This is a genomic window from Rhodoferax koreense (assembly GCF_001955695.1).
Classification (GTDB): Bacteria; Pseudomonadota; Gammaproteobacteria; order Burkholderiales; family Burkholderiaceae_C; genus Rhodoferax_B; species Rhodoferax_B koreensis.
The window spans coordinates 1,968,150-1,982,129 of record NZ_CP019236.1; the positions used below are offsets into that span (position 1 = coordinate 1,968,150).

At 65.3% G+C, this 13,980-nt stretch carries 16 protein-coding genes and 1 tRNA gene; 5 read left to right on the forward strand and 12 right to left on the reverse strand.

What is annotated here, in order from left to right:
- Positions 1 to 17: 17 nt before the first annotated feature.
- From RD110_RS09105 to RD110_RS28235, 9 genes are all read right to left on the reverse strand, one after another.
- Positions 18 to 1,442: an efflux transporter outer membrane subunit gene (locus tag RD110_RS09105; protein ID WP_076198745.1), complete on the reverse strand. Its 1,425-nt coding sequence runs from the start codon at positions 1,440 to 1,442 to the stop codon at positions 18 to 20.
- A gap of 79 nt (positions 1,443 to 1,521) precedes the next feature.
- On the reverse strand, positions 1,522 to 2,820 hold the full coding sequence (locus RD110_RS09110; RefSeq protein WP_076198747.1) for a tryptophan--tRNA ligase: 1,299 nt from the start codon (positions 2,818 to 2,820) through the stop codon (positions 1,522 to 1,524).
- 7 nt (positions 2,821 to 2,827) lie between these two features.
- Positions 2,828 to 3,493, reverse strand: coding sequence for a site-2 protease family protein (locus tag RD110_RS09115; RefSeq protein WP_076198749.1), 666 nt, complete (start codon positions 3,491 to 3,493; stop codon positions 2,828 to 2,830).
- Between the two features lie 86 nt (positions 3,494 to 3,579).
- Positions 3,580 to 4,215, reverse strand: a complete 636-nt coding sequence (locus RD110_RS09120; protein ID WP_076198751.1) for an L-threonylcarbamoyladenylate synthase — start codon at positions 4,213 to 4,215, stop codon at positions 3,580 to 3,582.
- A 12-nt stretch (positions 4,216 to 4,227) separates the two neighbouring features.
- Positions 4,228 to 5,079 (reverse strand): DMT family transporter, encoded by an 852-nt coding sequence (locus RD110_RS09125; RefSeq protein ID WP_239467274.1) that lies wholly within the window; start codon positions 5,077 to 5,079, stop codon positions 4,228 to 4,230.
- 47 nt (positions 5,080 to 5,126) lie between these two features.
- Positions 5,127 to 5,981 carry a 3',5'-nucleoside bisphosphate phosphatase gene (locus tag RD110_RS09130; RefSeq protein WP_076198755.1) on the reverse strand — a complete coding sequence of 285 codons (855 nt, stop codon included), beginning with the start codon at positions 5,979 to 5,981 and terminating at the stop codon, positions 5,127 to 5,129.
- Positions 5,982 to 6,118: 137 nt separating this feature from the next.
- Complete coding sequence (gene rpmG, locus RD110_RS09135) at positions 6,119 to 6,289, reverse strand: 50S ribosomal protein L33 (RefSeq protein WP_076198758.1); 171 nt, start codon at positions 6,287 to 6,289, stop codon at positions 6,119 to 6,121.
- Between the two features lie 11 nt (positions 6,290 to 6,300).
- Complete coding sequence (rpmB, locus tag RD110_RS09140; protein ID WP_076198760.1) at positions 6,301 to 6,534, reverse strand: 50S ribosomal protein L28; 234 nt, start codon at positions 6,532 to 6,534, stop codon at positions 6,301 to 6,303.
- Positions 6,535 to 6,843: 309 nt separating this feature from the next.
- On the reverse strand, positions 6,844 to 7,182 hold the full coding sequence (locus tag RD110_RS28235) for a hypothetical protein (RefSeq protein WP_076198762.1): 339 nt from the start codon (positions 7,180 to 7,182) through the stop codon (positions 6,844 to 6,846).
- 233 nt (positions 7,183 to 7,415) lie between these two features.
- Between RD110_RS28235 and RD110_RS09150 the strand changes: the two genes are divergently transcribed.
- From RD110_RS09150 to RD110_RS09165, 4 genes are read left to right on the forward strand one after another with little or no spacing between them, the layout of a single operon-like run.
- Positions 7,416 to 8,441, forward strand: coding sequence for a sugar ABC transporter substrate-binding protein (locus RD110_RS09150; protein WP_076198764.1), 1,026 nt, complete (start codon positions 7,416 to 7,418; stop codon positions 8,439 to 8,441).
- 24 nt (positions 8,442 to 8,465) lie between these two features.
- Positions 8,466 to 9,425 carry an ABC transporter permease gene (locus tag RD110_RS09155; protein WP_076198766.1) on the forward strand — a complete coding sequence of 320 codons (960 nt, stop codon included), beginning with the start codon at positions 8,466 to 8,468 and terminating at the stop codon, positions 9,423 to 9,425.
- Positions 9,425 to 10,213: an ATP-binding cassette domain-containing protein gene (locus RD110_RS09160; RefSeq protein ID WP_076198768.1), complete on the forward strand. Its 789-nt coding sequence runs from the start codon at positions 9,425 to 9,427 to the stop codon at positions 10,211 to 10,213. The genes RD110_RS09155 and RD110_RS09160 overlap by 1 nt, the downstream gene beginning before the upstream one ends.
- Positions 10,214 to 10,236: 23 nt before the next feature.
- Entirely contained in the window at positions 10,237 to 11,448 is a 1,212-nt protein-coding gene (locus RD110_RS09165) for an ROK family transcriptional regulator (protein ID WP_076204695.1), read from the forward strand.
- Positions 11,449 to 11,459: 11 nt separating this feature from the next.
- Here RD110_RS09165 and RD110_RS09170 read toward each other — a convergent pair whose 3' ends face one another.
- Complete coding sequence (locus RD110_RS09170) at positions 11,460 to 11,681, reverse strand: ATP-binding protein (RefSeq protein WP_076198770.1); 222 nt, start codon at positions 11,679 to 11,681, stop codon at positions 11,460 to 11,462.
- Positions 11,682 to 11,911: 230 nt separating this feature from the next.
- Here RD110_RS09170 and RD110_RS28530 point away from each other — a divergent pair, with 230 nt between their 5' ends.
- Positions 11,912 to 12,790 carry a PEP-CTERM sorting domain-containing protein gene (locus RD110_RS28530; RefSeq protein WP_239467205.1) on the forward strand — a complete coding sequence of 293 codons (879 nt, stop codon included), beginning with the start codon at positions 11,912 to 11,914 and terminating at the stop codon, positions 12,788 to 12,790.
- A gap of 75 nt (positions 12,791 to 12,865) precedes the next feature.
- Here the strand turns inward: RD110_RS28530 and RD110_RS09180 are convergent.
- Positions 12,866 to 12,941, reverse strand: a tRNA-Thr gene (locus tag RD110_RS09180).
- An 11-nt stretch (positions 12,942 to 12,952) separates the two neighbouring features.
- Positions 12,953 to 13,975, reverse strand: a complete 1,023-nt coding sequence (locus RD110_RS09185; RefSeq protein ID WP_076198774.1) for a class 1 fructose-bisphosphatase — start codon at positions 13,973 to 13,975, stop codon at positions 12,953 to 12,955.
- Positions 13,976 to 13,980 lie beyond the last annotated feature (5 nt).

Genomic DNA, 13,980 nt, shown 5'->3' on the forward strand with positions numbered 1-13,980 from the left:
CACGGGCGAGGTGGCTGTCACCGCGCCGAAAGCGTGACTTCGTTGCCCTGCGTGCCGCCGCCGAGCGCCTTGTACAGCGAGGCGGCGGCCTCGAGTTGCGCGCGGCGGATCTGGGTGTTGATCTGCAAAGCGCCCATCACTTCGCGTTCGCTCTCCAGCACGTCGAGGTAGCCGGTCATGCCGCCGTCGAAGCGCGCGCGCGCGATCTCCAGTCGGCGGCGCTGGGCGCGCAGGTTGGCCTCGGAGGCCCGCATCTGCACCGCCAGCGAAGCGCGTGCCGAAAGCTGGTCGGACACTTCGCGGAACGCGAGCTGGATGGTTTTTTCGTAATCGGCCACGGCCACGACCTCGCGCGCCTTGGCCACGTCGAGACTGGCCTCGCCGCGGCCGCCGTCGAAGATCGGCAGCGAGATCACCGGCTGGAAGGCCCAGGCACCGGCGTTGAACAGGCTGGCGAGGCCGGAGCTGGCCGCGCCGATGCCGGCGGTGAGCAGGATCTTGGGCAGAAAGGCGGCACGCGCCGCGTCGATATTGGCATGCGCCGCCACGAGGCGTTGTTCGGCGGCCATGACGTCGGGCCGCATCAGCAGCACCTCGCCCGGCATGCCGGCGGTGAGTTCGCTGTCGAGCCCCTGCTGGTCGAGTCTCTTGCCCGGTGGCATGGCTGCGGGTTCGCCGCCGACGAGGTAGTTGAGCCAGTTCATCGCCACCGTGCGCTGGTGGTCGAGCGCGGCGAGGTTGGCGCGCGAGGCTTCCAGCAGGCCCTCGGCCTGTTCGAGTTCGAAATCGTAGGCGGCGCCGATCTTGCGGCCCTCGTTGACCAGCGCCAGCGAGTTCTCGCGCGAGGTCACGGTGGCGCGGGCGAGCGCCGTGAGCTCGTTCATCTGCAGCAACGTGTAGTAGGCGGTGGCCACGTCAGCGACCAGCGAGAGGTGCACGGCGCGGCGCGCTTCCTGCGAGGCCAGGAAACTGCGTCGGGCGGCGTCCGACAGGCCGGCCAGCCGGCCCCAGAAATCCACCTCGTACGACACGGCGGACAAGGTGAGGTCGAAACGCCGGTTGCTGGCACTGGTGTCCAGGTCGGACTGCGTGTGCGTGACGCTGGCCTGGCCGATGAGGTTGACGGTGGGGGTGCGGTCGGCGCGCACGATGCCCCATTGCGCGCGTGCTTCCTCGACCCGCGCCGCCGCCACGCGCAGGTCGCGGTTCTGCTCGAGCGCCTGGGTGATCAGCGCCTGCAGCCGTGGGTCGGTGAAGAAATGACGCCAGTGCGTCTTGACGGCTTCGCGCTGGCCCGTGGTCGCGCCGCCCACGACAGAAGCCGGCCACTGGGCTGGCACCGGCAGCGGTGGACGCTGGAGTTCGGGCGAGCCGGCGCAACCGGCCAGGATGGCCGCCAGCGCGGCAGGCGCGCGGCGCAGCAGGGACGAGACGAAGGCCATCGCCGCATTTTCAGGCCGCGCGGTCCGTGCTTAAACCGGAAATTGGCCGGCAGACCGGCCCTTCATCCGCCTGTTGGCGCTATGCGTTGGCCGCGGCGAGTTGCCGCAGCGCCGCGGCGACCTCGCCCGCCTGCACGCCGTCGACATGTTCCAGCTGCGGCTGCAGCGCTTGCAGCGCCGATTCGCCATCGCGCTGCAACTGCGCAATCGCCTGGCCCGCGTCCTTGGGGGAAGCGAATGCCGTGCTCTGCAGCAGCAGCCGGCCGTGCGCGTCGACGAACTTGAAGCGGAACAGGCCATCGGCCTCGCGGTATTGCTTGAACGAAGGCAGCGCGGCCTTGCCGGCCTTGGCGGCTTTGCCCTTGGCTTGTGTGGTCAGATTGCGCAGGCCCACCGCGCGGCGCAGGTCGGCGGTGAACGGCGTCGCGAGTTTGCGCGCCTTCGCGGCGCCGGCCAGCAGGATGTCTTCGAGCTTGCCCGGGTTGTCGATGAAAGACTGGTAAGTGGCGCGCATCGGTGCGACTTCCTGGTCGATGCGTTCGAACAGCATCTGCTTGGCGTCGCCCCAGGCGATGCCGTCGGCATAGGCTTTGCGCAAGGTCTCGGTTTCCTCGGGCGTGGCGAAGGCCTGGTAGATCTGGAACAGGGCCGAGCCCTCGGTGTCCTTGGGCTCGCCGGGCGCGCGCGAATCGGTGACGATGCCGGCGATCAGCTTGCGCAGCTGTTCGCGCGGCGTGAACAGCGGGATCGTGTTGTCGTAGCTCTTGCTCATCTTGCGGCCGTCCAGGCCCGGCAGCGTGGCCACGGACTCCTCGATCGCCGCCTCCGGCAGCACGAAATGTTCGCCGTACAGGTGGTTGAAGCGCTGGGCGATGTCGCGCGCCATTTCGATGTGCTGGATCTGGTCGCGGCCCACCGGCACCTTGTGCGCGTTGAACATCAGGATGTCGGCGGCCATCAGCACCGGGTACATGAACAGGCCGGCGTTGATGTCGGCGTCCGGGTCTTCACCGGCTGCGTTGTTCTTGTCGACCGAGGCCTTGTAGGCATGGGCGCGGTTCAGGATGCCCTTGGCCGTGACGCAGGTGAGCAGCCAGGTGAGTTCCGGGATCTCGGGGATGTCGGACTGGCGGTAGAAGGTCACGCGGGCCGGGTCAAGCCCCGCGGCGAGCCAGGTCGCGGCGATCTCGAGCGTGGACTGCTGGATGCGCGCCGGCTCGTCGATCTTGATCAGGGCGTGATAGTCGGCCAGGAAGTAGAAGCTTTCGCTGCCCGACACCAGGCTGGCGCGGACGGCGGGGCGGATCGCGCCGACGTAGTTGCCGAGGTGGGGTGTGCCCGAGGTGGTGATGCCGGTGAGGACGCGCAGGGAAGTCATAGGAAAATTATCGGAGCAGCAGGGTCGCGGGGAAGAGAAGGATGTCCAGCAGGTCGAAGGTCAGGCCCATGACCGGACGCATCCACAGGGTACTGACGACGCCGGCGATCACCAGTGCCATCACGATGAAGAAACCCCAGGGCTCGATGCGCGACACCGCCGCCGCCTGGCGGTAGGGCAGCAGGCCGACGAGGATGCGGCCGCCGTCGAGCGGCGGCAGGGGGAACAGGTTGAACGCGAACATCACCACGTTGACCAGCATGCCGCCCTGGCACATCTTCAGGAAAAAAGGCTCGGTGACGCCTGCGGCCACCAGGACGTGCAGCAGCAGGCCCCAGAGGAAGGCCTGGACCAGGTTGGCGCCCGGTCCGGCCAGTGCGACCCAGATCATGTCGCGCTTCGGATTGCGCAGATGGCCGAAGTTCACCGGTACGGGTTTGGCATAGCCGAACAAGAAGGCACCCGACGTGGCGAAGTACAGCATCAGCGGCATGAGGATGGTGCCGACCGGGTCGATGTGCTTGATCGGGTTGAGCGTCATGCGCCCGAGCATGTAGGCGGTGTTGTCGCCGAAGTGTCGCGCGGCATAGCCGTGCGCAGCCTCGTGCACCGTGATGGCGAACAACACGGGCAGGGCGTAGATCAGGATGGTTTGAATGAGTTGGATATCCACAGGCGAATTGTCTCAGACAGTGAAAGCGCAAAAAAAGCAGGGCGCCCGCGTGGACGCCCGAGAAAGGATGGCCTGGGCGGTGATGGCTACAAGCCGATGGCGCCCAGCGCACCGCGGCCCTGGCGCACCAGCACGGCATCGCCGCCCGTGCCCATCTCGGTGAGGTCGATCACCGTGGTGGGCTCCAGCGGGCAAGCGCCGGCATCGATCACGGCGGCGAGCTGGTGTTCGAAGCGGTCGCGGATCTCGTTGGCGTCGTTCATCGGCTCGGTCTCGCCGGGTGGGATCAGCGTGGTGGCGAGCAGGGGCGCACCGAGCAAGGCGAGCAGGTCCTGCAGGGTCTTGTGCTCGGGTACGCGCAGGCCGATGGTCTTGCGGGAGGGGTGGCTCACGCGACGCGGCACTTCCTTGCTGGCCTCGAGGATGAAGGTGTAGGGGCCGGGTGTGGCGGCTTTGAGCAGTCGGTACTGCTTGTTGTCGACGCGGGCGTAGTTGGCCAGCTCGCTGAGGTCGCGGCACAGCAGTGTGAGGTGGTGCTTGTCGTCCACGCCGCGGATGCGCCGCAGGTGATCGGCGGCCGCTTTGTCATCGAGGTGGCAGACCAGTGCGTAACTGGAGTCAGTCGGCACGGCGACGATGCCGCCGTTCGACAGCAGGGCCACGGCCTGCTTGAGCAGGCGCGGCTGCGGGTTTTCGGGGTGGACTTCGAAATACTGTGCCATGGGGTCTTCTGTTTAGCCCTCGCCGGGCGGGACCGGTTGCACCGCTACGCGGCCTTCGCGCACGGTGAGCCAGGCGCCGATGCCGCCGCAGACCGTGACCAGCGCGATGCCGGCAAGCGACCAGCGGTCCGGGATATGGGAGAAAGCCAGCCAGCCCGCGAGCATCGCGAAGCCGATCTGGCCGTAGAGGAAAGGCGTGAGCGTGGCCGCGGGCGTGCGCGCATAGGCCAGGATCAGCATGAAATGCCCCACCGTGCCAAGCATGCCCATCATCACCAGGCCCAGCCACAGCTGCCAGGCGCCCAGTGACGCCCAGACAAAGGGCAGGGCCAGCGAGGCGACCAGGGTACCGACCCAGCCCGTGTAGAAATGCATGGTGACCGGGTCTTCGGTCTTGGCCAGCTTGCTGGTGAGGATCTGGAACCAGGCGTTGGCCGCGATGAGCCCGAGGGGCAGCAGCATGGCCCAGGTGAAGGATTCGCCGCCCGGCCGGATGATGACCAGTGTCCCGGCGAAGCCCCCGGCCACCAGCAGCCAGCGCAGCGGCGAGACGCGTTCCTTCAGGGCCGTGGCGGCGAGCAGGGTGATGACCAGTGGCGTGATCATCACGATCGCCGTGAATTCGGCCACCGGCATGTATTTGAGGCTGAAGAAGGCCAGCGCGCTGCTGGTCAGCAGCAGCAGGCCGCGCAGGCACTGGAACTTCGGATGCCGGGTGCGCAGCAGCGACAGACCGCGCCTCGGCAATATCGCGGCGGTGGTGGCCAATGCCTGGAACACGTAGCGAAACCACAGCGCCATCAGCAGCGGCACGCTGGTGCTGACAAACTTGGTGATGGTGTCGAGGGTGGCGAAGAAGGCCATCGCCGTGGTGACGAGGGCGATACCGGTCAGCGCCGAACCGGGGCGGTTCACTGGATGCGGTCCGCCAGCAGTTCCCACACCGGCGTCAGATCACCCGGCAGATAGGGCAGGGTGCCGAGATCGGTATGGCTCTCGTCCGGGCTGTGGAAGTCGCTGCCGCGCGAGGCGGCCAGGCCGAATTCCTTGGCCACGGCCGCGTATTCCACGTATTCGGCCGGCGTGTGGCTGCCTGTCACCACCTCGACGGCACGGCCGCCATGCGCCTTGAATTCGCTGAAGAGCGCGTACTCCTCGTTGGCGGTGAACTTGTAGCGGCCGGGGTGTGCGATCACGGCGATGCCGCCGGTCTGGGTGATCCAGGTCACCGCGTCCTTGAGCGAGGCCCAGCGGTGCGGCACGTAGCCGGGCTTGCCCTCGGTGAGGTATTTGCGGAACACCTCGTAGGTGTCGGTGCAAACGCCGGATTCCACGAGGAAACGGGCGAAATGCGTGCGCGAGATCAGCTCGGGATTGCCAGCGAAGGTGAGCGCGCCTTCGTACGCGCCCTTGATGCCGACCTTGGCCAGCCCGTCGGACATTTCGTGCGCGCGCTTGTCGCGGCCGCCACGGGTATCGATCAGGCCCTGCACCATGCGCGGGTCCTCGGCGTCGAAGCCCAGGCCGACGATGTGCACGGTTTCACCGGCGAAGGTCACCGAAATTTCGGCGCCGGTGAGGTATTTCAGGCCGTTGGCCCGGGCTGCGGCCGCCGCGCGCGCCTGGCCGCCGATTTCGTCGTGGTCCGTCAGCGCCCACAGCTCGACACCGTTGGCCTTGGCGCGCTCGGCGAGTTGCTCGGGCGTCAGGGTGCCGTCGGAGACGACCGAATGGCAGTGGAGGTCGGCATTGAGAATGGAAGTCACTGCCCCATTTTAGGCGCGATGCTCCTTTCGTGCCGGGCGCCTCATGGCGCATCGCAGGCTGCAAGCATCGCGCAACAAAAAACCCGCTGGGACGCAGCGGGTTTTTCGTGGGATGGCACTCCGTGGAGTGCGCCGAATCACTTCAGCTTGATTTCCTTGTAGTCCACATGCTTGCGGGCCTTGGGGTCGAATTTGCTGATGAGCATCTTCTCGGGCATGGTCTTCTTGTTCTTCGTCGTGGTGTAGAAGTGACCGGTGCCGGCAGTGGATTCCAGCTTGATTTTTTCGCGTCCGCCTTTGGTTGCCATGGTGCTGCTCCTTATGCTTGGCCACGTGCGCGCAGATCGGCGAGCACAGAATCGATACCGTTCTTGTCGATCAAACGCAGACCGGCGTTGGAGATGCGCAGGCGCACCCAGCGGTTTTCGGTCTCGACCCAGAAACGGCGGTATTGCAGGTTCGGCAGGAACCGACGCTTGGTCTTGTTGTTGGCGTGGGAAACGTTGTTCCCCGTCATCGGGCCTTTGCCCGTTACTTCGCATACACGTGCCATGAGGACACTCCAATCGAAACGGTGCAGCTTGATGTGCGCTGCCCCGTGATTAACGGCGTTTGCCGCACCTCGCCACGCTCGGCTTGCTGGGTGCAAAGGACCGGTGTTCGTGGCGGTAAGGAATCTACCGAACCGGCGCGGCATCGAGGGCCGATGCGCGCATATTCAGTAAAGCCTTGGATTATAGCGCGATCTGGGGACGAGTGCGAGGCCGGGGTCGGCCACAAGTCGGCGTATCGCATCGCCCTGAACGAAAAAAGCGGACCGGCTGGCGCCGATCCGCTTTCGTGGGGACAGTCGAGCGGGAGCTCAGCTGTTGTTCTTGATCTTTTCAGTGTTGTTCTTCACGGGGCGGGGATCGGGGCCGAGCTTCTTGCCGATGGCGTCACCCGTGTTGGTGACGGCTGCGCCGACCTTCTTCGCGCCGCGCTTGGTAGCGGCGCCGGCCTTCTTGACACCGCGCTTGGTGGCACGGCCGGCTTTCTTCACGCCTTCTTCGGCGCGGGCAACGGGGCCGGGTGCTGCCGGGGCCGGTTGGGCCATCGGCGCCGCGGGGGCGGGTGCAGGCGCTGCGGTCTGGGCCATGGCGACGCTGCCGAGTGCGGTCAGGCCAGCAAGGGAAAGGGCCAGGAAGGTTTTTTGAAACATGGATCCGTCTCCGGAAGTTGGTGAGAGAGTGCTTCAACGCCGCCCGACCTCAAGGCGTTGACGCGATGCGCAAATACTTGGTGCGATGGTTTTGCGGGGGCTGTTCTTCGGGTAATCACTAACTATAACAACTTGATTTAATTAGTCGAGGCCGCCTATAGTTGCCATGCCCGCTGCCCACCTCGCGTCACTCACGGGATCCGGCAGTTTCACCCACACACTGGAGACAACCCATGCTCAGCAAGCGATCCACCCTGGCCGCGGCCGCCCTTTCCTTCGCCGCCGCCCTGGCCGCGTCCCATGCCATCGCCGCCGACGAACCGGTCATCGGCCTCATCACCAAGACGGAAACCAATCCCTTCTTCGTGAAGATGAAGGAGGGCGCGACGGCCGAAGCCAAGGCCCGGGGTGCGAAACTGCTGAGCGCCGCGGGTAAGGCGGACGGCGATAACGCCGGCCAGATCGCGGCCATGGAGAACATGATTGCCGCTGGCGCTAAGACCATCATGATCACGCCGAGCGACTCCAAGGCCATCATTCCCGCCATCAAGAAGGCGCAGGCCAAGGGCGTGATGGTGATCGCGCTCGACAGCCCGACCGACCCGCAGGAAAGCACGGACGCGCTGTTCGCCACCGACAACTACAAGGCGGGCGTGCTGATCGGCGAATACGCCAAGGCCGCGCTGGCCGCGAGCGCACCGGGCAAACCGGTGAAGATCGCCACGCTCGACCTGCTGCCCGGCCACCCGGTCGGCGCACAGCGTCACAACGGGTTCCTCAAGGGCTTCGGCCTGGCCAGCTTCGATGCGAAGAACAACGAACTTGCCAAACCGGCCGAGGTGGTGTGCATGGCCGACAGCTTCGGCGACCGGGCCAAGGGCCAGACGGCGATGGAAAACTGCCTGCAGAAGAATCCCGACATCAACCTGGTCTACACCATCAACGAACCCGCCGCCGCCGGTGCCTTCAATGCCTTGCAGAAAGCCGGCAAGGAAAAGGGCGTGATGATCGTCTCGGTCGATGGCGGCTGCGACGGCATCAAGGACGTGGCCGGCGGCAAGATCGCGGCCACCTCGCAACAGTACCCGCTGAAGATGGCCGCCATGGGCGTGGCCGCCGGCATCGAATACGCGAAGACCGGGAAGAAGGTGAGCGGTTACACCGACACCGGCGTGACCCTGATCGCCGCGAAACCTGTGGCCGGCATCGACAGCAAGGACACCAAGGTCGGCACAGAACTCTGCTGGGGAAAGAAGTAAGCGGCAACGCCACAGGGAACACACGTGGATAACCTGAAGCACAAACTCCCTCCGCTCGGGCAGCTCGGCCCGTTCATCGCGCTCGTGATCGCCTGCACGGTGTTCGGGATGACGACCGAGCGCTTCTTCAGCGCCGACAACTTCTCGCTGATCCTGCAGCAGGTGATGGTGGTGGGCGTGATCGCCATCGGCCAGACGCTGATCATCCTGACCGCCGGCATCGACCTGTCGTGCGGCATGATCATGGCGCTGGGCAGCATCGTGATGACCAAGCTGGCGGCCGATTCCGGCGTGCCGGCACCGCTGGCTATCCTGGCCGGCATCGCGGTCACGGCGCTGTTCGGCCTGGTCAACGGCCTGCTCGTCACCCGCATCAAGCTGCCGCCGTTCATCGTGACGCTGGGCACCTTCAACATCGCCTTCGCCATCACCCAGCTTTACTCCGGTGCGCAGACCGTCACCGAGGTGTCGCCGGTGATGACCTGGCTGGGCAGCACCTTCGCCATCGGCGGCGCCAACGTGGCCTATGGCACGGTGCTGATGGTGCTGCTCTACCTCGGCGTGTGGTTCTGGCTGCGCGAGACCGCGCCGGGCCGGCACGTCTACGCGGTGGGCAACAACCCCGAGGCCACGCGGCTGGTGGGCATTCCGCCGGAACGCATCCTGCTGGGCGTGTATGTGCTGGCCGGCGTGTTCTACGGCATCGCCTCGCTGCTGTCCGTGGCGCGCACCGGTGTCGGCGACCCGAACGCGGGCCAGACCGAAAACCTCGATGCCATCACCGCCGTGGTGCTGGGCGGCACCAGCCTCTTCGGTGGCCGTGGCGTGGTGTTGGGCTCGCTGATCGGTGCCGTCGTGGTCGGCGTGCTGAGGAACGGCCTGACCCTCATGGGCGTGTCGTCGGTCTATCAGGTGCTGATCACTGGCATCCTGGTGATCCTGGCGGTCACGGTGGATCAACTCTCGCGCAAAGGAGGCCGCTGATGGCCGAACATCGAATCGTCCTGCAGGCCCGCGGGCTGGTGAAGCGCTATGGCCAGGTCACGGCGCTCGACGGCGCCGACTTCGAATTGCGCGCGGGTGAGATCCTGGCGGTGATCGGCGACAACGGCGCCGGCAAGTCCTCGCTGATCAAATGCCTTTCAGGCGCGACGGTGCCCGACGAGGGCGAACTGCTGCTCGACGGCAAGCCAATCCGCTTCAAGGGCCCGATCGACGCGCGCCGCGAAGGCATCGAGACCGTCTACCAGGACCTGGCCGTGGCGCCGGCCATGACCATCGCCGAAAACCTGTTCCTCGGCCGCGAGATCCGGCGCGAAGGCTTCGCCGGCAACGTGTTGCGCATGCTCGACAAGAAGAAGATGCTCGAGATCAGCATCGCGCGCATGAACGACCTCAAGGTCGGCATCCGCTCCATGCTGCAGGCGGTGGAAACCCTGTCCGGCGGGCAGCGCCAGTGCGTGGCCGTGGCCCGCGCCGCGGCCTTCGCCGAACACGTGGTGATCCTCGACGAGCCCACCGCCGCTCTCGGCGTGAAGGAGGGCAACATGGTCCTCGAACTGATCCGGCGCGTGCGCGACAAGGGCCTGCCGGTGGTGCTGATCAGCCACAACATGCCGCACGTGTTCGAGATCGCCGATCGCATCCACGTGGCCCGCCTGGGCAAGCGCGCCGCCGTGCTGAACCCGCGCAACATCAGCATGAGCGACACCGTGGCGGTGATGACCGGGGCGATGTCGGCGAGCGAACTGCCCGCCGAGGCCCTGGCCTAGCCGGGCGAAGGGTGGTGCCGAACATGTCTGAGGCTGCAACGCCGCCCGACCTGCTGCGCCCGCGCGGCTCGAACCAGGTCGGCATGCGCCAGTTCAACGAGCGCGTGGTGCTGCAAGCGCTGCGCATGCACCGCAGCCTGCCCAAGGCCGATCTGGCGCGGCTCACCGGTCTCAGCGCGCAGACCATCGGCCTGATCACCGCGCGGCTCGAAGAAGACCAGCTCATCGTCAAGCAAAGCCGTGTGCGCGGCCGCATCGGCCAGCCGTCGGTGCCGCTGGCGCTGAACCCCGACGGTGCCTTCGCCATCGGCATCAAGGTCGGCCGGCGCGGCTGCGAATGGCTGCTGATCGACTTCGCCGCGCGGGTGCGCGAGCAGCATGTGATGACCTATGCGTTTCCCGATGCCAAGAAGCTGCTGCCCGCCGTGGCGCGCCACATCCAGCGGCTGCGCGATGGGCTCGGGCCACTCGCCGGCCGCACCGTGGGCGTGGGTCTGGCCGCGCCGTTCCAGCTCGGTGGCTGGCACCGCACGCTTGGCCTGTCCCAGCCGCAGTCCGACGTCTGGAACCAGATGAACCTTGGCGCCGAGGTGCAGTCGCGCACCGACCTGCCCGTGAGTTTCGCACGCGACACGGCCGCCGCCTGCGTGGCCGAACTGGTCAGCGGCCGTGGACACGACCTGAAAAGCTTCCTGTACATCTTCGTCGACACCTTCGTGGGGGGCGGGCTGGTCATCAATTCGCACCTGCACGCCGGCGTCCATGGCAATGCCGGCGCGCTGGCCTCATTGCCGATGCAGCCGGCGCGCGGCGACGAGGCCGGCGGCCAGCTCATCGACGAAGCTTCGTTGTGGGAGTTGGAACAGCGCTACGACCAGGCCGGCCTGGACGCCACCGCCGCCTACGATGCACGTGCGCTGCAGGCACCTTTCGCCGAAATCACGCAGGCTTGGCTGGTGCGGGCGGCGCGGGCATTGGCCCACGCCATCGCCAGCGGTACCGCCGTGCTCGACCTCGGGCACGTGGTGATGGACGGGTCGATGTCGCGCGAACTGCTCGACGCGCTGCTGGCGCAGACGCGTGCGGCGCTCGCGCTGTGCAACTGGGAAGGCATGTGGCCGCCGCAACTGCACGGCGGCAGGGCCGGCGCCCAGGCCTGCGCCCTGGGAGGCGCGATGCTGCCGCTGCACGCCAACTTCGCACCCGACCACGACGTGTTCCTCAAGGCGAACTGAAAGCCGGAAAGTCAGTCCGGCGAGGGCTGCATCGTGATCGCGCCGAAAGGGCAACGCACCGCACACTTGGTGCAACCCGTGCAGGCGTCGGCGTTGCTCAGCACGGAAAACTTTTCCCAGCCTTGGCGTTCCAGCGACAGCAGGTGCAGATGGCAGGTCGGCACACACCAGCCGCAGCCCGTACAGCGTGCGGTATCGATGACTGGATTGGGTACCTGGCGTGAGGTTTTCATCTGCGATCGAGTCCAAATCATGTTGCTCAACAGTATGCGATTGTCGATTTGACTTACATGGTGGGCGAATGGTGCCGGTTTTTCGGATCAATTGTTTTGTTTTCAAAAGAGTTTTCCTAAACGGCATGCTTTATGCCTGCTGTGCAGATACCTCATAACCGGAGACATATAAGATGAAAACCTCCCGAACGACACTCGGTGCAGTCGTGCTATGTGCTGGAATCGCCTTCTTGAACCCAGCCCACGCCGTTGCCGTTGTCACCCTGCCCAATCCGGGGTCTTCTGCGGATGGGGTGCCGACGAATCAGACCTACGACCAGGGACTGGTGTATTCCGCGGGGCTGCTGAGCCAGCTGCAAGCCGGTGGTTATGTGCCGAGCAGTTACGGCAACTACCTGTTCAGCACCGGAACCGGCAACATTCCCGTGCTGGTCTACACGGGTGCCGGAGGCGCCACCAACACCACACCCTTCGAAAATCCACTATCAGCTTGCGGCGGCGGCAATTGCACTCAGTTCGATGGCACCTGGGGTCTCAATTCAGATGCCGGCACGGTGGGCGCCATGCGTACGGCCCTCGGCGGTGCGCAGATGATGCTGTACTTCGATCACAACGAAAGTGAAGGCGCCAACGCCACGCCCAATTTGCGGGCCTCGGGGCGGGTCGCTGTCTACAACGGCGCCACCCAGGTGGTCTCTTACGCATTCGATACCAATGCCAACGGCATCTACGACCAGACTTCGTACGTCACGTCCTGCAGTTCATTTGTCGTCGGCCCGGGCAGTGGAACGAACGCACCGCCGTGTGATTTCAGCGGTACGACCACCACGTCGGGCACCACGTATTCGGTCAACGCCAATTCGGGTTCAGGCAAGCCGGACTATTTCGTCGTGATGCCTCAGTTCAACCTGTACGACGCCCTTTATGACCCGAGCTACAAGATCGTCATCGAAATGCACCTGCGCGATCTTGATCCAGGTTTCGATGAACTGGGTGTGGCCGGATACCGCTTCGCATCGACCACGCAGGTGCCCGAACCCAATTCCCTCGCGCTGCTTGGCCTCGGTTTGGCGGGTCTTGCGTTGATACGCAGGTTCAAGGTGCGCTGATCACCTGCTTGATGTCATGCGATTGGCATCAAAAAAGCCCCGCTACCGAAAGATAGCGGGGCTTTTGATCAACTGTGGTGCCGGAGAGATGAATCGAACACCCGACCTTCTCATTACGAATGAGCTGCTCTACCGACTGAGCTACACCGGCACAGCCTCGAATTATAGCGCGGAGTGATACCCCGTGGCGCGCTCGACCTCATTTTTTGAGCCCAATATCACGCTGACGCGTTGATGCAGCTTGGTCGGTGGGATGTCGAGGATGCGTTCCTTGCCGTTCGTGGCGGCGCCGCCGGCCTGTTCGACGAGCCAGCTCATGGGGTTGGCCTCGTACATCAGGCGCAGCTTGCCTGGCTTTTCAGGCTCGCGTTTGTCCCACGGGTAGAGAAACACGCCGCCGCGGGTGAGGATGCGGTGCACGTCGGCGACCATGCTGGCGATCCAGCGCATGTTGAAGTCCTTGCCGCGCGGGCCGTCCTTGCCTTCCAGGCATTCGTCGATGTAGCGTTTCACCGGCGTGTCCCAGTGGCGCATGTTGCTCATGTTGATCGCGAATTCCTTGGTGTCTTCGGGAATGCGCACGTTCTCCTGCGTGAGCACGAAGGAACCCTGCTCGCGGTCCAGGGTGAACATGGCCACACCGTTGCCCACCGTCAGCACCAGCGTGGTCTGCGGACCGTAGACGCAGTAACCCGCGGCCACCTGCTGGCTGCCGGCCTGCAGGAAGTCCTGTTCGCTCACGTCCTGCTGCGGCTCGCCCGTGGCCGGCTCCGGCTTCTTCAGCACGCTGAAGATGGTGCCGATGCTGACGTTCACGTCGATGTTGCTCGAGCCGTCGAGCGGATCGAACAGCAGCAGGTATTCGCCTTGCGGATAGCGGTTGGGCACCACGTAGATGCTGTCCATCTCTTCCGAGGCCATGGCCGCCAGATGGCCGCCCCATTCGTTGGCTTCGATCAGCACTTCGTTGGCGATGATGTCCAGCTTCTTCTGGATTTCGCCCTGTACGTTTTCGCTTTCGGCTGCACCGAGCACGCCGCCGAGCGCGCCTTTGTTGACGGCCTGGCTGATGCTCTTGCAGGCGCGCGCCACCACTTCGAGCAGCAGGCGCAACTGCGACGGGATCAGTCCGTCGGCACGCTGCTGCTCAACCAGGTAGCGTGTGAGAGAGATTTTTTGAGACATGTGGG

Coding starts and splice junctions, on each gene's coding strand:
- RD110_RS09120 (WP_076198751.1), bottom strand. CDS start 4,215: ATGGCACAGTATTTCGAAGTCCACCCCGAAAACCCGCAGCCGCGCCTG.
- RD110_RS09150 (WP_076198764.1), top strand. CDS start 7,416: ATGCTCAGCAAGCGATCCACCCTGGCCGCGGCCGCCCTTTCCTTCGCC.
- RD110_RS09165 (WP_076204695.1), top strand. CDS start 10,237: ATGTCTGAGGCTGCAACGCCGCCCGACCTGCTGCGCCCGCGCGGCTCG.
- RD110_RS28235 (WP_076198762.1), bottom strand. CDS start 7,182: ATGTTTCAAAAAACCTTCCTGGCCCTTTCCCTTGCTGGCCTGACCGCA.
- rpmB (WP_076198760.1), bottom strand. CDS start 6,534: ATGGCACGTGTATGCGAAGTAACGGGCAAAGGCCCGATGACGGGGAAC.
- RD110_RS09185 (WP_076198774.1), bottom strand. CDS start 13,975: ATGTCTCAAAAAATCTCTCTCACACGCTACCTGGTTGAGCAGCAGCGT.
- RD110_RS09125 (WP_239467274.1), bottom strand. CDS start 5,079: ATGGCCTTCTTCGCCACCCTCGACACCATCACCAAGTTTGTCAGCACC.
- RD110_RS09110 (WP_076198747.1), bottom strand. CDS start 2,820: ATGACTTCCCTGCGCGTCCTCACCGGCATCACCACCTCGGGCACACCC.
- rpmG (WP_076198758.1), bottom strand. CDS start 6,289: ATGGCAACCAAAGGCGGACGCGAAAAAATCAAGCTGGAATCCACTGCC.
- RD110_RS09105 (WP_076198745.1), bottom strand. CDS start 1,442: ATGGCCTTCGTCTCGTCCCTGCTGCGCCGCGCGCCTGCCGCGCTGGCG.
- RD110_RS09170 (WP_076198770.1), bottom strand. CDS start 11,681: ATGAAAACCTCACGCCAGGTACCCAATCCAGTCATCGATACCGCACGC.
- RD110_RS09160 (WP_076198768.1), top strand. CDS start 9,425: ATGGCCGAACATCGAATCGTCCTGCAGGCCCGCGGGCTGGTGAAGCGC.